This window comes from Paracoccus sp. S3-43, from assembly GCF_029027965.1.
Taxonomy (GTDB): Bacteria; Pseudomonadota; Alphaproteobacteria; order Rhodobacterales; family Rhodobacteraceae; genus Paracoccus.
Window position 1 is genome coordinate 438,430 of record NZ_CP119082.1, and the last position, 16,907, is coordinate 455,336.

Annotated in this window: 17 protein-coding genes; 9 read left to right on the forward strand and 8 right to left on the reverse strand. The window is 65.6% G+C overall.

Annotation, left to right across the window (positions count from 1 at the left end):
• Position 1: 1 nt before the first annotated feature.
• Genes PXD02_RS02175 through fabI form a run of 6 tightly spaced genes read right to left on the reverse strand, consistent with a single transcriptional unit; the run spans position 2 to position 7,242 of the window.
• Positions 2 to 655 (reverse strand): 3-oxoacid CoA-transferase subunit B, encoded by a 654-nt coding sequence (locus PXD02_RS02175; protein ID WP_275105325.1) that lies wholly within the window; start codon positions 653 to 655, stop codon positions 2 to 4.
• Between the two features lie 11 nt (positions 656 to 666).
• Positions 667 to 1,317 carry a CoA transferase subunit A gene (locus PXD02_RS02180; RefSeq protein WP_275105326.1) on the reverse strand — a complete coding sequence of 217 codons (651 nt, stop codon included), beginning with the start codon at positions 1,315 to 1,317 and terminating at the stop codon, positions 667 to 669.
• Positions 1,314 to 2,507, reverse strand: coding sequence for an acetate/propionate family kinase (locus tag PXD02_RS02185; RefSeq protein WP_275105327.1), 1,194 nt, complete (start codon positions 2,505 to 2,507; stop codon positions 1,314 to 1,316). The genes PXD02_RS02180 and PXD02_RS02185 overlap by 4 nt, the downstream gene beginning before the upstream one ends.
• Before the next feature lie 8 nt (positions 2,508 to 2,515).
• Entirely contained in the window at positions 2,516 to 3,895 is a 1,380-nt protein-coding gene (locus tag PXD02_RS02190) for a bifunctional enoyl-CoA hydratase/phosphate acetyltransferase (RefSeq protein WP_275105328.1), read from the reverse strand.
• Position 3,896: 1 nt separating this feature from the next.
• Positions 3,897 to 6,464, reverse strand: coding sequence for a DUF3141 domain-containing protein (locus PXD02_RS02195; protein ID WP_275105329.1), 2,568 nt, complete (start codon positions 6,462 to 6,464; stop codon positions 3,897 to 3,899).
• 13 nt (positions 6,465 to 6,477) lie between these two features.
• Positions 6,478 to 7,242 (reverse strand): enoyl-ACP reductase FabI, encoded by a 765-nt coding sequence (gene fabI, locus PXD02_RS02200; RefSeq protein ID WP_275105330.1) that lies wholly within the window; start codon positions 7,240 to 7,242, stop codon positions 6,478 to 6,480.
• A gap of 413 nt (positions 7,243 to 7,655) precedes the next feature.
• Between fabI and pstS the strand changes: the two genes are divergently transcribed.
• From pstS to PXD02_RS02220, 4 genes are all read left to right on the forward strand, one after another.
• Positions 7,656 to 8,774: a phosphate ABC transporter substrate-binding protein PstS gene (pstS, locus tag PXD02_RS02205; RefSeq protein WP_275105331.1), complete on the forward strand. Its 1,119-nt coding sequence runs from the start codon at positions 7,656 to 7,658 to the stop codon at positions 8,772 to 8,774.
• Between the two features lie 34 nt (positions 8,775 to 8,808).
• Positions 8,809 to 10,542 (forward strand): Na/Pi cotransporter family protein, encoded by a 1,734-nt coding sequence (locus tag PXD02_RS02210; protein ID WP_275105332.1) that lies wholly within the window; start codon positions 8,809 to 8,811, stop codon positions 10,540 to 10,542.
• The gene (locus PXD02_RS02215) at positions 10,539 to 11,108 is read left to right on the forward strand and encodes a GNAT family N-acetyltransferase (RefSeq protein WP_275105333.1); all 570 of its coding nucleotides are present in this window, start codon (positions 10,539 to 10,541) and stop codon (positions 11,106 to 11,108) included. Before PXD02_RS02210 ends, PXD02_RS02215 begins: the two co-directional genes overlap by 4 nt.
• Before the next feature lie 119 nt (positions 11,109 to 11,227).
• On the forward strand, positions 11,228 to 11,506 hold the full coding sequence (locus PXD02_RS02220) for an amphi-Trp domain-containing protein (protein ID WP_275105334.1): 279 nt from the start codon (positions 11,228 to 11,230) through the stop codon (positions 11,504 to 11,506).
• 335 nt (positions 11,507 to 11,841) lie between these two features.
• On the opposite strand, the gene PXD02_RS02225 is transcribed toward PXD02_RS02220, so the two are convergent.
• Positions 11,842 to 12,387, reverse strand: a complete 546-nt coding sequence (locus PXD02_RS02225; protein ID WP_275105335.1) for a CYTH domain-containing protein — start codon at positions 12,385 to 12,387, stop codon at positions 11,842 to 11,844.
• 224 nt (positions 12,388 to 12,611) lie between these two features.
• Between PXD02_RS02225 and PXD02_RS02230 the strand changes: the two genes are divergently transcribed.
• Genes PXD02_RS02230 through PXD02_RS02250 form a run of 5 tightly spaced genes read left to right on the forward strand, consistent with a single transcriptional unit; the run spans position 12,612 to position 15,784 of the window.
• The gene (locus tag PXD02_RS02230; protein WP_143793956.1) at positions 12,612 to 12,782 is read left to right on the forward strand and encodes a CopG family transcriptional regulator; all 171 of its coding nucleotides are present in this window, start codon (positions 12,612 to 12,614) and stop codon (positions 12,780 to 12,782) included.
• On the forward strand, positions 12,779 to 14,296 hold the full coding sequence (locus PXD02_RS02235) for a CHAD domain-containing protein (protein WP_275105336.1): 1,518 nt from the start codon (positions 12,779 to 12,781) through the stop codon (positions 14,294 to 14,296). Before PXD02_RS02230 ends, PXD02_RS02235 begins: the two co-directional genes overlap by 4 nt.
• Positions 14,296 to 15,045 carry a ParA family protein gene (locus PXD02_RS02240; protein WP_275105337.1) on the forward strand — a complete coding sequence of 250 codons (750 nt, stop codon included), beginning with the start codon at positions 14,296 to 14,298 and terminating at the stop codon, positions 15,043 to 15,045. Before PXD02_RS02235 ends, PXD02_RS02240 begins: the two co-directional genes overlap by 1 nt.
• A 46-nt stretch (positions 15,046 to 15,091) precedes the next feature.
• Entirely contained in the window at positions 15,092 to 15,496 is a 405-nt protein-coding gene (locus PXD02_RS02245; RefSeq protein ID WP_275105338.1) for a CYTH domain-containing protein, read from the forward strand.
• A gap of 45 nt (positions 15,497 to 15,541) precedes the next feature.
• Complete coding sequence (locus PXD02_RS02250; RefSeq protein WP_275106339.1) at positions 15,542 to 15,784, forward strand: NAD-binding protein; 243 nt, start codon at positions 15,542 to 15,544, stop codon at positions 15,782 to 15,784.
• 49 nt (positions 15,785 to 15,833) lie between these two features.
• Here PXD02_RS02250 and PXD02_RS02255 read toward each other — a convergent pair whose 3' ends face one another.
• Positions 15,834 to 16,877, reverse strand: a complete 1,044-nt coding sequence (locus PXD02_RS02255; protein WP_275105339.1) for a LacI family DNA-binding transcriptional regulator — start codon at positions 16,875 to 16,877, stop codon at positions 15,834 to 15,836.
• Positions 16,878 to 16,907: the final 30 nt, after the last annotated feature.

Here is a 16,907-nt window from a genome sequence, read left to right on the forward strand (position 1 = left end):
CTCAGTCGATCTGCATTTCGGTCAGGTCGTCGGCCAGGACCAGGCTCGCCTCGGTCGCCGCCAGCACCTGATCGACGGTGATGCCGGGCGCGGTCTCGCGCAGGACCAGACCCGTTTCGGTCGGCTGGATCACGGCCAGTTCGGTGATGACCAGATCGACGCGGCGCTGCGCGGTCAGCGGCAGGGTGCAGCGCGGCACGATCTTGCTCTGGCCGCGCGCGGCGTGCTGCATGGCGACGATGACGCGGCGCGCGCCGGTCACCAGATCCATCGCGCCGCCCATGCCCGGCACCATCTTGCCCGGCACCTTCCAGTTCGCTAGATGGCCCAGCTCATCGACCTGCAACCCGCCCAGGACGGTCACGTCCAGGTGGCCGCCCCGGATCAGGCCGAAGCTGATGGCGCTGTCGATGGTGGCCGCGCCCGGAACGGCGGTCACGAAACCGCCGCCGGCATCGGTCAGATCGGCATGTTCCATCCCCTCGGGCGGACGGGCGCCCAGACCGATGATGCCGTTCTCGGCCTGGAAATAGACCCCGGCTTCGGCGGGGACGTAATTGGCCACCAGGCTCGGCAGCCCGATCCCCAGGTTGACCAGCATCCCCGGCTTGATTTCCAGCGCGACGCGACGCGCGATCAACTCCTTGGCGTCCATGATTGTCCCCCTCAGCCGTGGACCAGCAGGTGATCGACCAGTGCGCCCGGCGTATGCACGACATCGGGCGAGATCACCCCCACCGGCACGATCGAATCCGGTTCCGCGATCACCGTTCCCCCGGCCAGCGCCATCACCGGATTGAAGTTGCGGGCGGTCAGCAGATAGTAGAGATTGCCGACATAATCGGCCTGCCAGGCACCCAGCAGGGCGAAATCGGCCTTGATCGGCGGTTCGACCAGAAAGGTCCGGCCCTCGACCTCGATCCGCTGCTTGCCGTCCTCGACCTCGGTGCCGATGCCGGTCGGGGTCAGCACCCCGCCAAGACCGACGCCGCCGGCACGGATCCGCTCGACCAGCGTGCCTTGCGGGACCAGTTCGCATTCGATCTCGCCCGAGATCATCTTGGCCTGGGTTTCCGGGTTCAGGCCGATATGCGAGGCGACGACACGGCTGACCGCCCCGGCCGAGATCAGCTTGCCGATGCCCTTGCCGGGCATGGCGCTGTCATTGGCGATCACGGTCAGATCGCGCGCGCCGCGCGTGACCAGCGCATCGATCAGGCGTTCGGGCGTGCCGACGGCCATGAAGCCGCCGATCAGCAGGCTGGCACCGTCGGGGATCATTTCGGCGGCGGCATCCGGTTTCAGCGCGCCCTTCATGCCTCGGCCCCTTCTTCGATCCCGGCGGCCGCGCGGGCGGCGCGGGCGATGACCAGATCCTCGCGCGTGTTCACGATCATCACCGTGGTTCGCGAGAATTCCGAGGACAGGATGGTCGCGTTCTGGGCGTTGCGGCCGTGGTCGATCTCGATTCCCATCCAGCCCAGCCGTTCGCAGACACGGCGGCGGATGACGCGGCTGTTCTCGCCGATGCCGCCGCAGAAGACCAGCGCATCGACCCCGCCCATCACCGCCGCCAGCGCGCCCAGTTCGCGCTGCACGCGGAACACGAAATAGTCGATGGCGCGGTGGCTGGCGGCGTTGTCGGCCGCCTCAAGCGTGCGCATGTCGTTCGACAGCCCGCCCGACAGGCCCAGCAGGCCGGATTCGTTATACAGAACCTGCCGGATCTGGGCGGTGTCCATCCCCTCGCGATCCAGCATGTAAAGCAGCACGCCGGGGTCGATCTGGCCGCAGCGCGTGCCCATCGGCAGCCCGTCCAGCGCCGAGAAACCCATGGACGAGGCAACCGAGCGGCCCTTGTAGATCGCGCACATGGACGCACCATTGCCCAGATGCGCCACCACCACGCGGCCCGCCATCAGATGCGGCGCGATGCGTTCCAGCTCGCCGGTCACATAGTCATAGCTGAGTCCGTGGAAGCCATAGCGGCGCACGCCCGCCTCGTAATAGCGGTGCGGGATCGCGAAGGTGTCGTTCACGAAAGGCTGTCCGCGATGGAAGGCGGTGTCGAAGCAGGCGACCTGCGGCACACCCGGAAACGCCGTCATCGCGGCGCGGATGCCCGCGATGTTGTGCGGCTGGTGCAGGGGGGCGAAGGGCTCCAGTTCCGAAAGCTTCAGCAGGATGTCCTCATCGACCAGCACGGGTTCGGAAAAATCCAGCCCGCCATGCACGACGCGGTGGCCGACAGCGGCCATGGTCAGGTCGGGAAATGCCTGCTTGACCGTGGCGATCACGGTGGCCAGCGCGCCCGCATGGCTGCTCAGATCGCCATCGGCAAGCGGCAGCACATTGCCATCGGCGTCCTTGAGCTTCATCACCCCCTCGGGTCCGATCCGCTCGGCCTGTCCGGTCACCAGCGGTTCGTCGCCGGTCGCCGGAAACAGCGCCACCTTGAGCGAGGACGACCCCGCGTTCAGCGCCAGGAACCCGGCATTCTGGTCCATGAGATCCCTCATTTGCGTTCTTCGGCATGGGCTTGGTGGAGGGCCGCCACCGCGCAGGATGCGAGCCGCGACATCGGGCTGTCCGAGCGCGAGTTCAGGATGACCGGCACCCGCGCGCCCAGGACCAGTCCGGCCCCCTCGGCATGGCTGACGAAGGCCAGTTGCTTGGCCAGCATGTTCCCGGCGTCGATCCCCGGCACGACCAGGATATTGGCCAGGCCCGCGACGCCGCCCTTCAGCCCCTTGGTGCGTGCGGCGCCCGGATCGACGGCATTGTCCATCGCCAGCGGTCCATCGACCAGCCCGCCGGTGATCTGGCCGCGCTCGGCCATCTTGGACAGCAGCGCCGCGTCGATCGAGGACTGGATCGCGGGGTTCACGGTTTCCACCGCCGACAGAACGCCCACGCGCGGCTCCATGCCGATGGCACGGGCCAGGTCGATGGCGTTCTGGGTGATGTCCACCTTGGTCGCCAGATCGGGGGCGATGTTGATCGCGGCGTCGGTGACCATGACCGGCTCGGGGCGGCCCGGCACGTCCATGACGAAGACATGGGTGAAGCGGCGGCCGACGCGCAGGCCGCCGGCCTTGTCCAGCATCGGCTTCAGCAGGTCGTCGGTATGCAGGTGCCCCTTCATCACCGCCTTGGCGCGGCCCTCGTGGACCAGCGCGCAGGCGGTGGCGGCGGCGGCCTGGTCACCGGCCACGTCGATCAGTTCGAACCCGGAAATGTCGGCGCCGGTCGCCTCGGCCGCGGCGCGGATCGCGTCGGCGCGGCCGATCAGGATCGGCGTGACGATGCCCTCGCGCGCAGCCAGCACCGCGCCACCCAGCGAATTCGCGTCGTCGGGACAGACCACCGCCACCGGCAGCGGCGCCAGGGCGCGGGCGCGGTCGACCAGAGCCTCGAAATGGCGATGACGCTGGACGACCAGGCCGGGCACTTCGATATCGTCGCGGTCGAATTTCTGCGTGGGGGCGATCACCTCGGCCACGCCGCTGACGATCAGTGCGCCATCCGCCGGCCGCGTCACGCGTGTTTCCAGGCTGACCACGCCATCGGCCTTGCCGATCACGGCGACGCTGCACAGCAATTCGTCGCCGGCATGGGCGCGGTCATGGAAATCCAGTTCCTGCCGGCGATAGAGCGTGCCCGGCCCGGGCAGCATCGTGCCCAGCACCGCCGAGATCAGCGAGGCGACGAACATGCCCGGCGCGGTATCCTCGGGTCGGCCGTCGCCGTCCAGATCGGCGGACGGCAGATGCATCGGGTTGTAGTTCCCCGATGCCGCCGCAAAGACGTAAAGATCGTCCGGCGTGATCAGGCGGCGCAGTTCGGCCGTCTGGCCAAGGGCCAGTTCGTCAAGGGTAAGGTTGACCAGACGCATCTCAGCGGTCCATCTGGCCGGCAGCGGCGGCGGTATCGTCGCCGGTCCCTGCCGGGGCCTGCTTGCCATGCGCGGTTTCCGCGGCCAGCGGCTCGGCCTCCTTGGCTGCGGCGCGCGCCGCAGCGGCGCGGCGGGGGGCGGGACGCGGCGCCGGTTCGTCGGAGGGCTGGGGCGCGGCTTCCGGATCCAGCGGATCGCTGATCAGGTCGCCCGGGACATAGGGAACGTCCAGCACCTGGTGAAAGCGCTCCAGCAGCCGCAGCGTCTCGGGCGACATCTCGTCGGCGGCGCCCGGAATGAACCGGACTACTTTCAGCGCCAGTTCGCGCTCGGCCGGATCGACCAGCAACTGCGGCAGCGTGTCCATCGCCTGCTCGGGCTCGTAGGTGGCGATCAGGGTCTGCTCGTGGATGATATGGGCGCGCCGCTCGGCGCCCAGCGACCGGAACGGCTCGTCCTGGGTCAGCACACGGGACGACCGCTCCAACCGGTCGCGGCGCACGCCCTTGCGGTTGTCGGCCAGCATGACCAGCATGCGGATCACCGCCTCGGCAAAACCGCCCCGGTCGATATTGCACAGCGCCGAGGCGACCTCGGGCAGGCCCCGCAGCTCGTCGTTGTTCTTGAGCGTGCGGCGCGCTTCGTGGGTGCGGCCGAAAACCCGCGCCCAAGGCGTCGACCACATGCTGTAGAAGGCCAGTTCATAGACCATGTCGCGGGTGTCGCGGTAAAGGTCGATCGCCTGTTCGACCCCGTCCACCCAAAGCTGCTCGGCGGCCAGGAAGGGGTTGTCGGGCGCGGCCTTGCGGCGGTTCTCGCGCACCGTTTCCGCCGCCCTGGCGACCTTGGTCATCACCGGGTTGCGCGACGAGGCCAGCGCCCGCTCCACCCGCTTGGGGTGCAGGGCGCGGCTGATCTCGGCTCCGGTGGGGGTGACGGCGGCCTTGACCCAGGGGCGCAGCACCGCGTCATAGACCTGCGCCTGCACCTCGGACGCGCGGGCCACGGCGGCGAAGGGGCGTTCGTCGGCAAAGCCGTCATCCAGCGCGCGGATATCGTCCAGGCTGCGTTCGGCGAAGCTGACGGTGAAGATCTTCTTGCCGTCGCGCTCGGTCACGTCCTCGATGCGCATCTCGTAAAGGCCGGGCGCCAGCGCCTCGATGGTTTCCAGGGTCGAGGCGACCTCGGCATGTTCCCTGCGCGCGATCTGCGAGGACACGAAGATGCCCAGATGGCCGACCTGGTCATGGACCATATAGACGATGCGCTGGCCGCGGATACGGATTTCCTGCACATCGGCATAGGTCTCGGCGATCCAGTTCAGGGCCTGCTGCGGCGGGGTGATGTTGTCGCCATGGCTGGCGAAGACGATGATCGGCGCGCGGATCGCCTTGAGATCGACCGGGCGGCCCGGCTCGATCCGGGCCTCGTTCTTGGACAGGCGGTTGCCGATGAAAAGCTGCTCGACGATCCATTTGATCTCGGGCTCGGTCAGCATGAAGAAGCCGCCCCACCATTTTTCGAATTCAAGGAACGTCTTGTCGCCCTTGTCGATGTCGCGGAACAGGTCGGTATATTTGCGAAACAGCGTGCGGCCGGGGTTCAGCGCCTCGAAGTTCTGGACCAGATGCGCGCCGTCGAAGATGCCGCCGCCCAGGTCGGACAGGAACATGGTGAGCCAGGTGCCGCCCAGGACGCCCGCGTTATAGCGCATCGGATCCTGCCCGACCTTGCCCGACCAGGGCGCGACCGGGGCGCCGTTCACCACGATCGGGCCGGTCAGGTCGGTGTTCATCGCCGCCAGCAGCAGCGTGGCCCAGCCGCCCTGGCAATTGCCGGTGACGACGGGGTTCGGGGCCTCGGGGTGGCGGCGCATCACCTCGCGCACGAAAGCGGCCTCGGCGCGGGTGACATAGGACAGGTATTGCCCCGGCTCGGGGCGCGAGCGGAAGGCCACGAAATAGACCGGATGGCCCGCGCGCATGGCGACGCCGACCTGGCTGTCGGTCTTGAAGCCGCCGATGCCGGGCCCGTGACCGGCGCGCGGGTCGATGATCACATAGGGCCGCTTGCTGTCGTCGATGGTCACGCCTTCGGGCGGCAGGATGCGCAGCAGCATGTAGTTGCAGGGATAGGCCATGTCGGCCCCGTCCATGACCAGTTCATAGTCATAGATCAGCACCGGCGGGCAGTTCGCCGCCTCGTGTTCCAGAAAGATGTCGCCGCGCTTGCGCAGCGTGTCGGCGGTCAGCACCGCGCGTTCGGCCGCGTCGCGCTGATATTCCTGCAAGGCGGTCGCCAGCCGGCCCTGGGCCTGGAAATGGGTCAGCCCCTCGATCAGCGCCTGGCCCGCCTGCATCAGCCGGCGCGTGCGTTCGGAATGGGTTTCCATGATCCGCTGGCTGTGGCGCGACACCGCCGTGGACTGAAGCTTGCCGGTCTGGGCTATGGCCTCGGCCTCGGCGCGGGTGGCGTCGAGGTCTTCCTGCAAGCGCTCGATGGCATCGCCCTGAACCCGCGGGATGGCGGGTTGCAGCTTGGGGTCGAACAGTTCGAAAAGACTGGCCATGATCCGGCACTCCTCAGGCAGTGATCGAGAATCCGCCGTCGATGTCATGGACACCGCCGGTCAGGTTGCGTGCCTCGTCCGAGGCGAGGAAGGCGGCCATCGCCCCCACATCCTCGATCGAGGCCAGTTGATGCGTCGGCGCGCGGCTGGCGGCCGCATCCAGCAATTCGTCGAAATGATCGATGCCCGAGGCGGCGCGCGTTGCCAAGGGCCCCGGCGACAGCGCATGGACGCGGATGCCCTTTTCGCCCAGTTCGGCGGCGGCATAGCGGGTGGCGCTTTCCAGCGCCGCCTTGACCGGGCCCATCATGTTGTAATGGCGCACCACGCGCGAGGCGCCGAAGAAGGACACCGACAGGCAGCAGCCGCCCCCGCGCATCAGCGGCTCGGCCAGGCGGATCATGCGCAGGAAGGAATGGACCGAGATGTCCATCGCCAGACCGAAGCCTTCGGCGGAACAATCGACCACCCGGCCATGCAGGTCGCTGCGCGGCGCGAAGGCGATCGAGTGCAGCAGCACGTCCAGCCGTCCCCAGCGATCCGTGATGGCCTGGAAGACCGCCTCGATCTGGCCGGGCTGGCTGACATCCAGCGGCATGGCGATCTGGGCTTCAAGCTCCTCGGCCAGGGGCCGGACGAAGGGTTCGGCCTTGGCATTGAGCCAGGTGACGGCCAGATCGGCCCCCTGGGCGCGGAACGCGCGGGCACAGCCCCAGGCGATCGAATCGCGGTTGGCGATGCCGACAACCAGAACCTTCTTGTTTGCCAGAGAAAACATTGCGGACCTCCGAGTCGCTCTCATCTAGGCGACGGGTCACAACAGACTTGTGACAGCGCCGGCCGCAATTGCGCCGTGACCCTGGGGCAACCGGGCGATCTTGAAGCGCAGGGAAGGCGGATGCGGGTCGCGGCGATCACCATCGGCACGACATCAAGCGGGTCTCAAGGTCGGGCCTGCTGGCGAAGTTCATCCCCCGGATGCCCGCGATGGCCGTCGCCCTGGCGAGGATCGCGGCCCAGGCCACGGCCTGTCCACGGGCGATGTGAAATGCTGATGACCGCGAAAACATGCCGCATGGCAGGGGCCGGGCGGGCGCCCCAGCGGATCGCATGTGACGAATTGTCATAAAGTGGTCGTGATCGGGCGTTAGGCACCACGGAAAAGTGCGTAATCATCGTGGAGGCCGCCGGATGCTCGCATCGGGATCGGACGGAGTTGAAGTCGTCACACCGAAATGGAGCCTTGGGCGGCGCATCGCCGCATCGGCGCTTGCGGTCCTTGGCATCGGGTTCCTGATCTTCGCGGTCGCGGGAAGCAATGTCGAAGGCCGGCTGGTCGGGGCGGGGTCCACGCTGGTGGATCCCATCCTGCAAAAGGTTTCGACCGCCTATCAAGGCTATCTCGTCGCCGATCGGGTGGATGTCGTGGCCCAAGAGGGCGAAAGCAACGACTGGGTCGGGGGGTCCGGCGCGCTGGATTACGATCCCGTCGGCTCGGTCGGCGGGCTGATGCGGCTGGAGGATCCGACAGTGACCTTCGCCGTCACCGAGGTGCCGGTATCGCCCCAGGATCTGGCAGCCGAAGGGCGGATTCAGTTCCCGCTGATTCTCGGCGCGGCGGCGCCGGTGGTGAACCTGGACCTGGGCGACGCCGGGCTGACGCTGAATGCGGACCTGCTGTCGGCGATCTATCGGGGCGAGATCACCACCTGGTCCGATCCCGCCATCGCCGCCCTCAATCCCGGCGTGGCCCTGCCCGATCAGACCATCGCGGTGCGTCATCGCAGCGACGGGTCGGGGACCACCTGGACCTTTACCGGCTATCTGGCGCAGTCGCCCACCTGGACCGCCGGACAGACCGCGCAGCCGCACTGGCCTGTGGGCGAGGGCGCCAAGGGCAGCCGCGGCATCATCGAGGCCGTCAAGTCCGTGCCCGGCGCCATCGGCTATGCCGAGAGCGGCCAGGCCGGCCGCGCCGGGCTGACCATCGTCAGGCTGGTGAACGGCTCTGGCGAGGTGGTCAGCCCCAAACCCCAGACCATCCGCGCCGCCGCCACCGTGGCGGGCTGGAAGCCGGGCCAGCCGGTCGAGGCGGCCTCGGCCATGCAAGGCTGGCCGATGACCGCGACCGTCTATGTCGTCATGCGCAAGGATGACCGGCAGAAGGACCGGGCCCTGGCCTTCTTTCGCTATTTCTACGCGCAGGCCCCGCGTCAGGCCGATGCGCTTGGCTATGTCCCGCTTCCGGCCGAGGTCGTGACGGAAGTCGAAAGCTATTGGTCGGCCGCCGGGTCCGACAAGAACTCCTGACCGGGCGCATGGCGTCCTACGCAAAGGTGATAACGTGGAAGTTGATCTGTTCAAGGAAATCATCGTTCCGGTGATCGGGGGCCTGGGCATCTTCCTGCTCGGCCTCGAATTCATGGCAAGCGGCATTCAGGCGCTGTCCGTCAACAAGATGCGCGAATGGCTGGCCAAGATGGCCGGCACCCCGGTCAAGGGCGTCATGGCGGGCACCATCATCACCGGGATCATCCAGTCCTCGACCGCGATGACGGTGATGACCGTGGGCCTGGTCAATGCCGGCGTGCTGGGCCTGCGCTCGGCCATCTCGGTCATCATGGGCGCCAATATCGGCACGACGCTGGGCAACGGGCTGATCGCGCTGCCGCTGGGGCCGCTGGGGCTGTTCTTCGGCGGCATCTTCGCGACCGTCTATTGCTTTGCGAAATCGGACAGATGGCGCAACATCGCGCTGGCCTCGATGGGGTTCTCGCTGATCTTCTATGGCCTGAACCTGATGACCGGCGGCCTGAAGCCGCTGCGCAAGATGCCCGAGGTGCTGGAACTGATCCAGTCGCTGGACGCCAGCACCTTCACGGGCGTCATCGCCTGCGTGCTGATCGCGGCGCTGATCACGGCGCTGATCCACTCCTCCTCGGCCACCATCGGCATCGTCATGGGCCTGGGCGCCTCGGGCATCCTGTCCTGGGAAACCGCCGTCGCCTTCGCTGTGGGCGCGGATCTTGGCACCACGATCACCTCGTGGCTGGCCTCGCTGAACCTGTCCAAGAACGCCAAGCGCGCGGCCTATGCCCATATCGCCTTCAACTTCATCGGCGTCTCGGTGGTGCTGCTGCTGTTCTTCCCGGCGATCTGGCTGCTCAGGTCCGCGCTGGGCTTCTGGGGCATCGATCCCGGCGCGCCGGTCATGGTCGACGGCCACGACACCTATCCGGGCGTTCCGATCGTGATCGGTGTCTTCTCGATCGTCTTCAACATCTTCAACGTGCTGATCCTGTTCCCCTTCGTGAACACCTTCGACCGCGTGCTGTCGCGCGTCGGCCGGACCCAGGACGAGGATGTCGAGGATTACTCGGTCCCGCGCTATCTGGACCGCCGCCTGATCGCCGATTTCAACGCCGCCCTGCCCGCCGTCCAGCAAGAGGCGCAACGCCAGTTGCAGGCCGGGGCGGTGTTTCTGGACATCGCGCGCGATAAGAAGAACGCGCCCAAGGATCCGGTCGAACACCATGCCGCCACCGACCAGCTCAGCCGCGAGATCCGCTCGTTCTCGGCGCAGCTGTTCCAGGACGGCCTGTCGCGCGACCAGCTGGACCTGGTGGCCTCGCTGATCGAGGAGGTGGACTTTACCTCGGCGCTGTCGGAATCGCTCTACCAGATCGCGCGGCGGGTAAAGCGCGAACCCTTCTCCGCGGCCGCCTGCGAGGTGCTGGGCCTGGGGCTGGAGCGGCTGGATCAGGCGATGAACACGGTGCTGTTCGCCCCCGGCGTCCATCCCCGGATGCCCGCCGGCCACAGCACCGTTCCGGGGGTCGAGGAGCTGCGCTGGAAGGCCCTGCAGCGCCGCGATGTCGGCGCGGGCGAAAAAGGTGCGCTGATCGCCCTGTTGGGCTCGATCGAGCGGGCCGAAGGCCTGATCGAGCGCATCCGGGCCGAGCGAGCCTCGGTCGATCGCAGCGCCATCATGCATCGCCCCGCCGCCCCTGCCGGCACCCCCCCGGCCGAGACGCCCTCGCGGGCGGCGGACGGCTCGGCTCCCGTTCCGGCCGAATGACCGAAATCGCCCGTTCCCGATGGGCGGCGAAGAGATCGGGCCCGCGCGACGATGCGCGGGCCCGTCTTTGTCAGGATATGGAAAGCACTCCGAAATTCGATCTGAAGCGCGATCTTCGGCTGAGGCCCGCTTCGCCAGGGGATCGCGGCTATCTGCTTGCGCTGGAGGAGCGCTGCATGCGCGGCTATGCCGAAGCCTTGTGGGGGCAGTGGCGCCCCCGTCCGATCACCGAAATCGATACGGCAAAATACGTCGTCATCGAAATCTCTGCCCAACATGCTGGCTGTCTGGCAAGGACGGTGACTGATGAGCAATTGTGGATCGACAGCCTTTACATAGAGCCTGCTTTTCAGAACCTCGGAATAGGCGGCTACCTTCTCGAACAAGATGTATGCCGGGCAGCCGCCAGCGGATTGCCAACGCGGCTCAGCGTTCTGACGACAAATCCGGCGATCCGTTTCTATGCGCGCCACGGGTTCTTTGTCGAAAAGGAAACAGCCGAACGTCGATATATGCTCCGGCCGGCAGGCGGCGCTCTGTCGGCACAGCGGCGGCCGTGCAGTTGAAACCAACGACCGCGGGGCGCTGGCCCGCTTTCGTCGCTTTGGCATCGAACTGACGCGTATGCGCCACAATTGGCAGCTTTGATGGGTGTATCTGATTCTCAACCAGAAAGGGCCATGAGATGAAAGACGACCGTGACGTCGAGAAGACCCTCGAACTTTCCGCCTTTGTCGCCGAATTGCGCCGCCTGGCCGATTCCCTCGAAGAGAACGGCAGCTTCGAAATCGAGATCGAAGGCGAAACCGTTCAGATCCCCGCCGACGCCATTTTCTCGATCGAGCATGAGCGCGAGGACGGCCGCGAGGAACTGGAGTTCCAGGTGACATGGGGCGAAGCCGAAGACGACGAGGACGATGAAGACGACGAGGATGACGAATCCTCCGAGGAAGACGAGGCCTGAAACGGTCCCGTTACCCTGGAACTGCTCGCCTGGCAGGGCATGCCTGCTCTGCCAGACATTCTACGGAAATGGATCGCCGGATTCTGCCCCAGCCTCGTTTCCCGCGACAGGGAGTTTCCGTCGCCATCGCCACCAGACCGGGCGTGGTGTCGCCATGCGCTGATGCCCCTGGTCCGACGGGATGATCGCAGGATGCCGGTCGCCGATGCAGCGGGCCTTGGGGCCAATGCCGCGCTGATGCTCACCGCAAGCAAGCCGATGACCGACCGCCTTTGAAGCGCCGTCATGTTCGAAGCGCTGCTTTGGCAGCCCTTCTGCCGGTCCGATTGGAGGCGCTACGGATGGTCCACGGATGGCTGTTCGCCCTGGTGCTGCTTGTTCGCTTCCCGTTTCCGAGCCCGGCGAACCATGTCGGCGAGCTTCTTCTTCCGGGCTCTCACCAGATTGACCTGACGATATTTCTCGATCCCCGTCACCTCGGCCGCAACCCATGCGGGCAGCTCGAACGGGGTCTCCTCGCTTGGCAGTTCGATCTCTGCGAGGATGATGCCGTCCAGCAGGCCGTGATACTCGTCCACGACCCATTCCAGCCCATTGACGAGGACATGGTGCCGGGTTTTCTCGATCACCTCGCCTTTACAATGCCGCTCCAGCAGGACCAGGCCGTCCGATGCCGGGATTTCGTATTCGAACTCGTCTCGGGCCAGCCCCTTGCGCGGCCCCTTGACAGTCAGCGTCGCCTTCTCGTCATAGAAGCGAATACGGATCTTGCGCCCGTCGTAGAAGGCAAGGATCCCGTCTCGAAGCCGTGTGGATCCGGAAACCGCCGCTCTCCAGTCGTCATTGGCAAGAAGAAACTTTCGTTCGATCTCTGTCGGCATCCTTTGCACCTCCGGCCCCGTCCGAGGTTCATATGACGCGGCGATTGTCGCCGTTGAGTGACAGCAGAGGGCCCGGCCGAAGGCGATCGCCGCAAGCAAACCCCAGCACCGAGTCCGGGCTGCGCAGGCCTGCCGCAGCCTGTCGCGGACGGGCCGGGGCGCCAATCCGTTTGCCATGTCGCGAAGAATATGACATCAAGACGTCATGAAAGCGGGATCACGATATGGCCAAGAAATCCAAGGACGAGGGCAGGAAGAACACCTCTCTGCGTCTCTCGGGCAAAACGCTGAAGGCCCTGAAGATCCGCGCTATCGAAGACGAGACGAGCGTGCAGAAGATCATCGAAAAGCTGGTCGAGGACTATCTTGACCAAACACGAAAGCCGAAGGCATGACCACTGGCGACGACATCTACTATCTCGCCGCAGCGCGTCTGGGCGACCTGGCCGAGCGGGACGTGCAGAACCTGAAGCCGGTGCTGGAATGGACCGAGGGCAGCCGCCCCTTCGCGATCCGGGACTGTTTCGATCAAAGCCTGCGCATGTCGCGGCGCCTGCTTCTGGAGGACGGCGGCCTGCTGGAGCTGATATCGGCCACGGGCGAAGCGTTGCGCCAGCCCGCCACGCCCCAGGCCCGCTTTGTCGCGGAATTCGCCGAAGGCCCGGTCAAGGCCGCGCTGGCCGGCCTGTCTCCGCTGCGTGCGCTGCTGCCCATCGTCTCGGGCATGGCCCGATCCGGCCGGCTGGCGCTGATCGACGCCGAGGGCAAGACCCGCGCGCGGGCCGAATTGCGGGAATTGCAGCCGACCGATGGCAATGCCGTGATCCTGGTGACGCCGCAGGCCCTGCGCGGCTATGACAGGGCCTTTCACGATCTGGTTGCGCATATCCGCGACTGCGGGGGGACGCCGCTGGGGGCGGGCAACCTGTATCGGATGATCGACCCGGCCAGCATCGGCTATGTCGCCAAGCCGAAGATCGAGGTCGGGCGCGAGGAAACCGCATTCGACGCCGCAAATGACCTGATCGACGGCTATCTGCCCGTCGCCCGCGCGAATGAGCAGGGCATCATCGCGGATCTCGATACCGAATTCCTGCATGACTATCGCGTCGCTCTGCGCAAGATCCGCTCGGTGCTGAGCCTGTTCAAGGGCGTCTATGACCCCGGACAGACGGCCGAGTTGAAGGCGCGCTTCTCGGCGCTGATGGCGCCCACCGGGCCATTGCGCGATCTTGACGTCTATCTGCTGGCGCAGCAGGATTTCTGCGACCTTGTCCCGGAGAGGATGCATGACGGCCTGGACAGGGTGTTCGCGCGGCTGCGCGACCGGCGAGAGGAAGAGCAGGCCAGGCTTGCCGCCCATTTGCGCAGCAAGGGCTATCAAAAGGACATCAAGGCGCTGTCCAAGCTGTTTTCCAAACGGCGCAAGTTGTTGCCCGGTCCGAATGCCAGCCGCGCCTCTTTCGATCTGGCCTGCGAGCTGATCTGGAAGCGTTATCGCCGGATCCGCCGCATCGCGGCGGACATGACTGCCGACACGCCCGACGAGGAGGTTCACAGGCTGCGCATCGAATGCAAGAAGCTGCGCTATCTGATGGAATTCTTCGGCCCGGTCTTTCCGCAGGACGATTTTCAAAATGTTCTCAAGCGGCTGAAGGAACTCCAGGATTCCCTCGGCCTGTTCAACGACTACGCTGTGCAGCAGATCAGGCTTCAGGCTTTCACGGAGGATCTCGGCGATGAGCCGCACAAGCTCGACATGGCCCAGAGCGTCGGTGCGGTGGTCATCGTGCTGCATCAGAAGCAGCTCGCAGAACGCGAGAAGATCGTCGCAGCCTTCACGCGCTTCAACAGCGACAGGATGCAGCGGACCATCCGCAGATTGTTCCATGAAGGAAAGGGTTTCTGATGCAGATCATCGCCTGTTATTCCAACAAGGGCGGCGTCGGCAAGACCGCGACGGCGGTGAACCTGGCCTATGCCTTTGCCGCCTCAGGACGCCGGACCTTGCTGTGCGACCTCGATCCGCAAGGCGCGTCGGGATTCTATTTCCGTGTGAATCCCTCGAAGAAGCTGGTCGATGCGCAGTTCTTCGAGGATGACGAACGCTTCATCAAGGCGATCCGGGGCAGCGATTATGACAATCTCGACATCCTGCCCGCCAATATGAGCTTTCGCGATTTCGATGTGTTCCTGTCGCGGATGAAGAACGGCCAGTCGCGCCTGAAAAAGGCGCTGAAGGCGGTCAAGTCCGACTATGACGTGGTGGTGCTGGATTGTCCGCCGAACATCTCGATGCTGTCGGAGAATGTCTTCCATGCGGCGGATGCCGTGGTCGTGCCGGTGATCCCGACCACCCTGTCGCGACGCACCTTCGAGCAATTGCTGGAGTTCTTCCAGGCCGCGGACCTGCCCGAGACGAGGATCCACGCGTTCTTTTCCATGGTGCAGAACATCAAGAGCCTGCATGGCGAGACGATCGCCGAGATGACAGAGGCGCATCCCGGACGCTTCACACAGACGACGATCCCCTTCGCCTCCGACATCGAGCGCATGGGGTTGACCCGCGCCCCGGTTCTGGCAACCGCACCAGGCAGCAGGGCCGGCAAGGCCTATCAGGCCCTGTTCGAGGAGATCTTGGGGCGGACGCAGACATGAAGGAAATAGAGCGTAAATTCCTGATCGAAGCCCGGTGCCCGGGGGGTTGTCCGCCAGGCCGATCCTCCAAGGCTACCTGACCGCCGCCACGGATTCGGTCGAGATCCGGCTGCGGCGCGAGGGCGACGATTACTCGCTGACTCTGAAAACGGATGGCGGCCTGACCCGCGAGGAACGGGAGATCGCCTTGGGGGTGATGGAGTTCGAAACCGTCTGGCCCGCGACCAAAGGCCGGCGGGTCGAGAAAATGCGCCATCGCGGAACCCTGCCGGGCGGGCGGGACTTCGAGATGGACGTCTTTTCCGGGCATCTGGCGCCGCTGATGCTGGTCGAGGTGGAGTTTCCCTCGGAAGAGGCCGCCCTTTCTTTCGTCCCGCCGGCATGGTTCGGCAAGGACGTGACCGAGGACAAGCGCTACAAGAACAAGACACTTGCACGCTCCGCCCCCTGAGCGGGTTCACCAAGACTTGGCGGTGATCAGGGCCTTGATCGCAAGATCTTCAGCGGCGATATCTCGCCCGAGTTCGGCCTCGCGCTGGTGTCGAAGGATCTGAACCTCGCCTTGGCCTGTGGCGCGAGGTTGGATGTTCCCGTGGGCCTGGGTGCGGCCGCCTCGCAGGTCTATGCGCTGTCCCGGGCGGACGGCTTCGGGTCGGACGACTGGTCTGCCGTAATCGACACCCTCAGGCTCAAGGCTGCGTTGTCAGGCAAGGAGTTCGGCGGCCATGAGAGTTGTTGACACCCTGGGCGCGCTTGCATTGGGCGGCGCTCGTCGCGCCGTCCACAGGCTATGTGCTTTGCCGATGCATTACACTGAACCCGGTATCAATGACGATGTTGCGCTTGGGATCAGTCGTATTGAGCTGCTCAATGATCAGGCGCGCGGCCTCGCTTCCGATCAAATCGCCGGCAGGGCGGATGGTCGAGAGGGCCGGATTGCAGGATGCGGCAAAGCCCAGGTCTCCGAACCCGATGACGGCGTATTCATCGGGGATTTTCTTGCCACGCCGCTGCGCCTCGAAAACCACCCCCAGGGCGATCGAGTCGTTGGAGCAGCCGATCCCCACCCTTTGCTGGCCTTTCGTTTCCTCAAGTGCCTGGGTGAAGAGGATGCCGCCCAATTCCGTGGTCGCGGCGGCGGGATGGGTCAGATGGCGGACCGGGACGCCCAGTTCGCGTGCGGTGGCCAGGAATCCCTCGGCCCGCTGTGCCGCACGCTTGTCCTGGTGGGTGCGACCGCTGAGATACACAAGCGAACGATATCCGCGGGACACCAGATGCCGTGCGGCGGCGGCGCCGACCTGATCATGATGAAACCCCACCGCAAGATCGATCGGAGCCGAGCCTCCCAGTTCCCAGATCTGGACAACCGGAATTTTGGCGGCCTGTAGCATTCGTTCTGTCGTAGCGCTGTGATGCAGCCCGGTGACCACGATGGCGGCGGGCGCCCACGACAGGGTGGCGCGAACCAGTTCCTCTTCGGTGGCCGGGTGGTATTCAGTATGTCCCAAGAGCATCTGCAATCTGGCGCGACCTAATTCGTGCTGAAGCGCTGCGACGGTTTCGGCAAAGAACGCGTTCCTGACCGATGGCACGACCACGCCAACCACGCGAGACGAAGCGGCCGCGAGTCCGCCGGCGATCAGGTTGGGAACATAGTTCAACTGCCTGATTGCGGTTTGAATCGTCTCTCCAGCGCTGGAGGATACGGATTCGGGGCGGCGCAGGAACAGCGAAACCGTCGAGGGCGAGACGCCGGCATGTCTTGCGACATCCATCATCGTCACGCCTTGAATCTTGCGCCGCTTTCTCGGCGCGCGGTTCTCAGCCATCCGAGTCTCCTTATTCCGCAGCGCAAGGAT

Coding starts and splice junctions, on each gene's coding strand:
- PXD02_RS02175 (WP_275105325.1), bottom strand. CDS start 655: ATGGACGCCAAGGAGTTGATCGCGCGTCGCGTCGCGCTGGAAATCAAG.
- PXD02_RS02180 (WP_275105326.1), bottom strand. CDS start 1,317: ATGAAGGGCGCGCTGAAACCGGATGCCGCCGCCGAAATGATCCCCGAC.
- PXD02_RS02185 (WP_275105327.1), bottom strand. CDS start 2,507: ATGGACCAGAATGCCGGGTTCCTGGCGCTGAACGCGGGGTCGTCCTCG.
- PXD02_RS02190 (WP_275105328.1), bottom strand. CDS start 3,895: ATGCGTCTGGTCAACCTTACCCTTGACGAACTGGCCCTTGGCCAGACG.
- PXD02_RS02195 (WP_275105329.1), bottom strand. CDS start 6,464: ATGGCCAGTCTTTTCGAACTGTTCGACCCCAAGCTGCAACCCGCCATC.
- fabI (WP_275105330.1), bottom strand. CDS start 7,242: ATGTTTTCTCTGGCAAACAAGAAGGTTCTGGTTGTCGGCATCGCCAAC.
- pstS (WP_275105331.1), top strand. CDS start 7,656: ATGCTCGCATCGGGATCGGACGGAGTTGAAGTCGTCACACCGAAATGG.
- PXD02_RS02215 (WP_275105333.1), top strand. CDS start 10,539: ATGACCGAAATCGCCCGTTCCCGATGGGCGGCGAAGAGATCGGGCCCG.
- PXD02_RS02220 (WP_275105334.1), top strand. CDS start 11,228: ATGAAAGACGACCGTGACGTCGAGAAGACCCTCGAACTTTCCGCCTTT.
- PXD02_RS02225 (WP_275105335.1), bottom strand. CDS start 12,387: ATGCCGACAGAGATCGAACGAAAGTTTCTTCTTGCCAATGACGACTGG.
- PXD02_RS02230 (WP_143793956.1), top strand. CDS start 12,612: ATGGCCAAGAAATCCAAGGACGAGGGCAGGAAGAACACCTCTCTGCGT.
- PXD02_RS02235 (WP_275105336.1), top strand. CDS start 12,779: ATGACCACTGGCGACGACATCTACTATCTCGCCGCAGCGCGTCTGGGC.
- PXD02_RS02240 (WP_275105337.1), top strand. CDS start 14,296: ATGCAGATCATCGCCTGTTATTCCAACAAGGGCGGCGTCGGCAAGACC.
- PXD02_RS02255 (WP_275105339.1), bottom strand. CDS start 16,877: ATGGCTGAGAACCGCGCGCCGAGAAAGCGGCGCAAGATTCAAGGCGTG.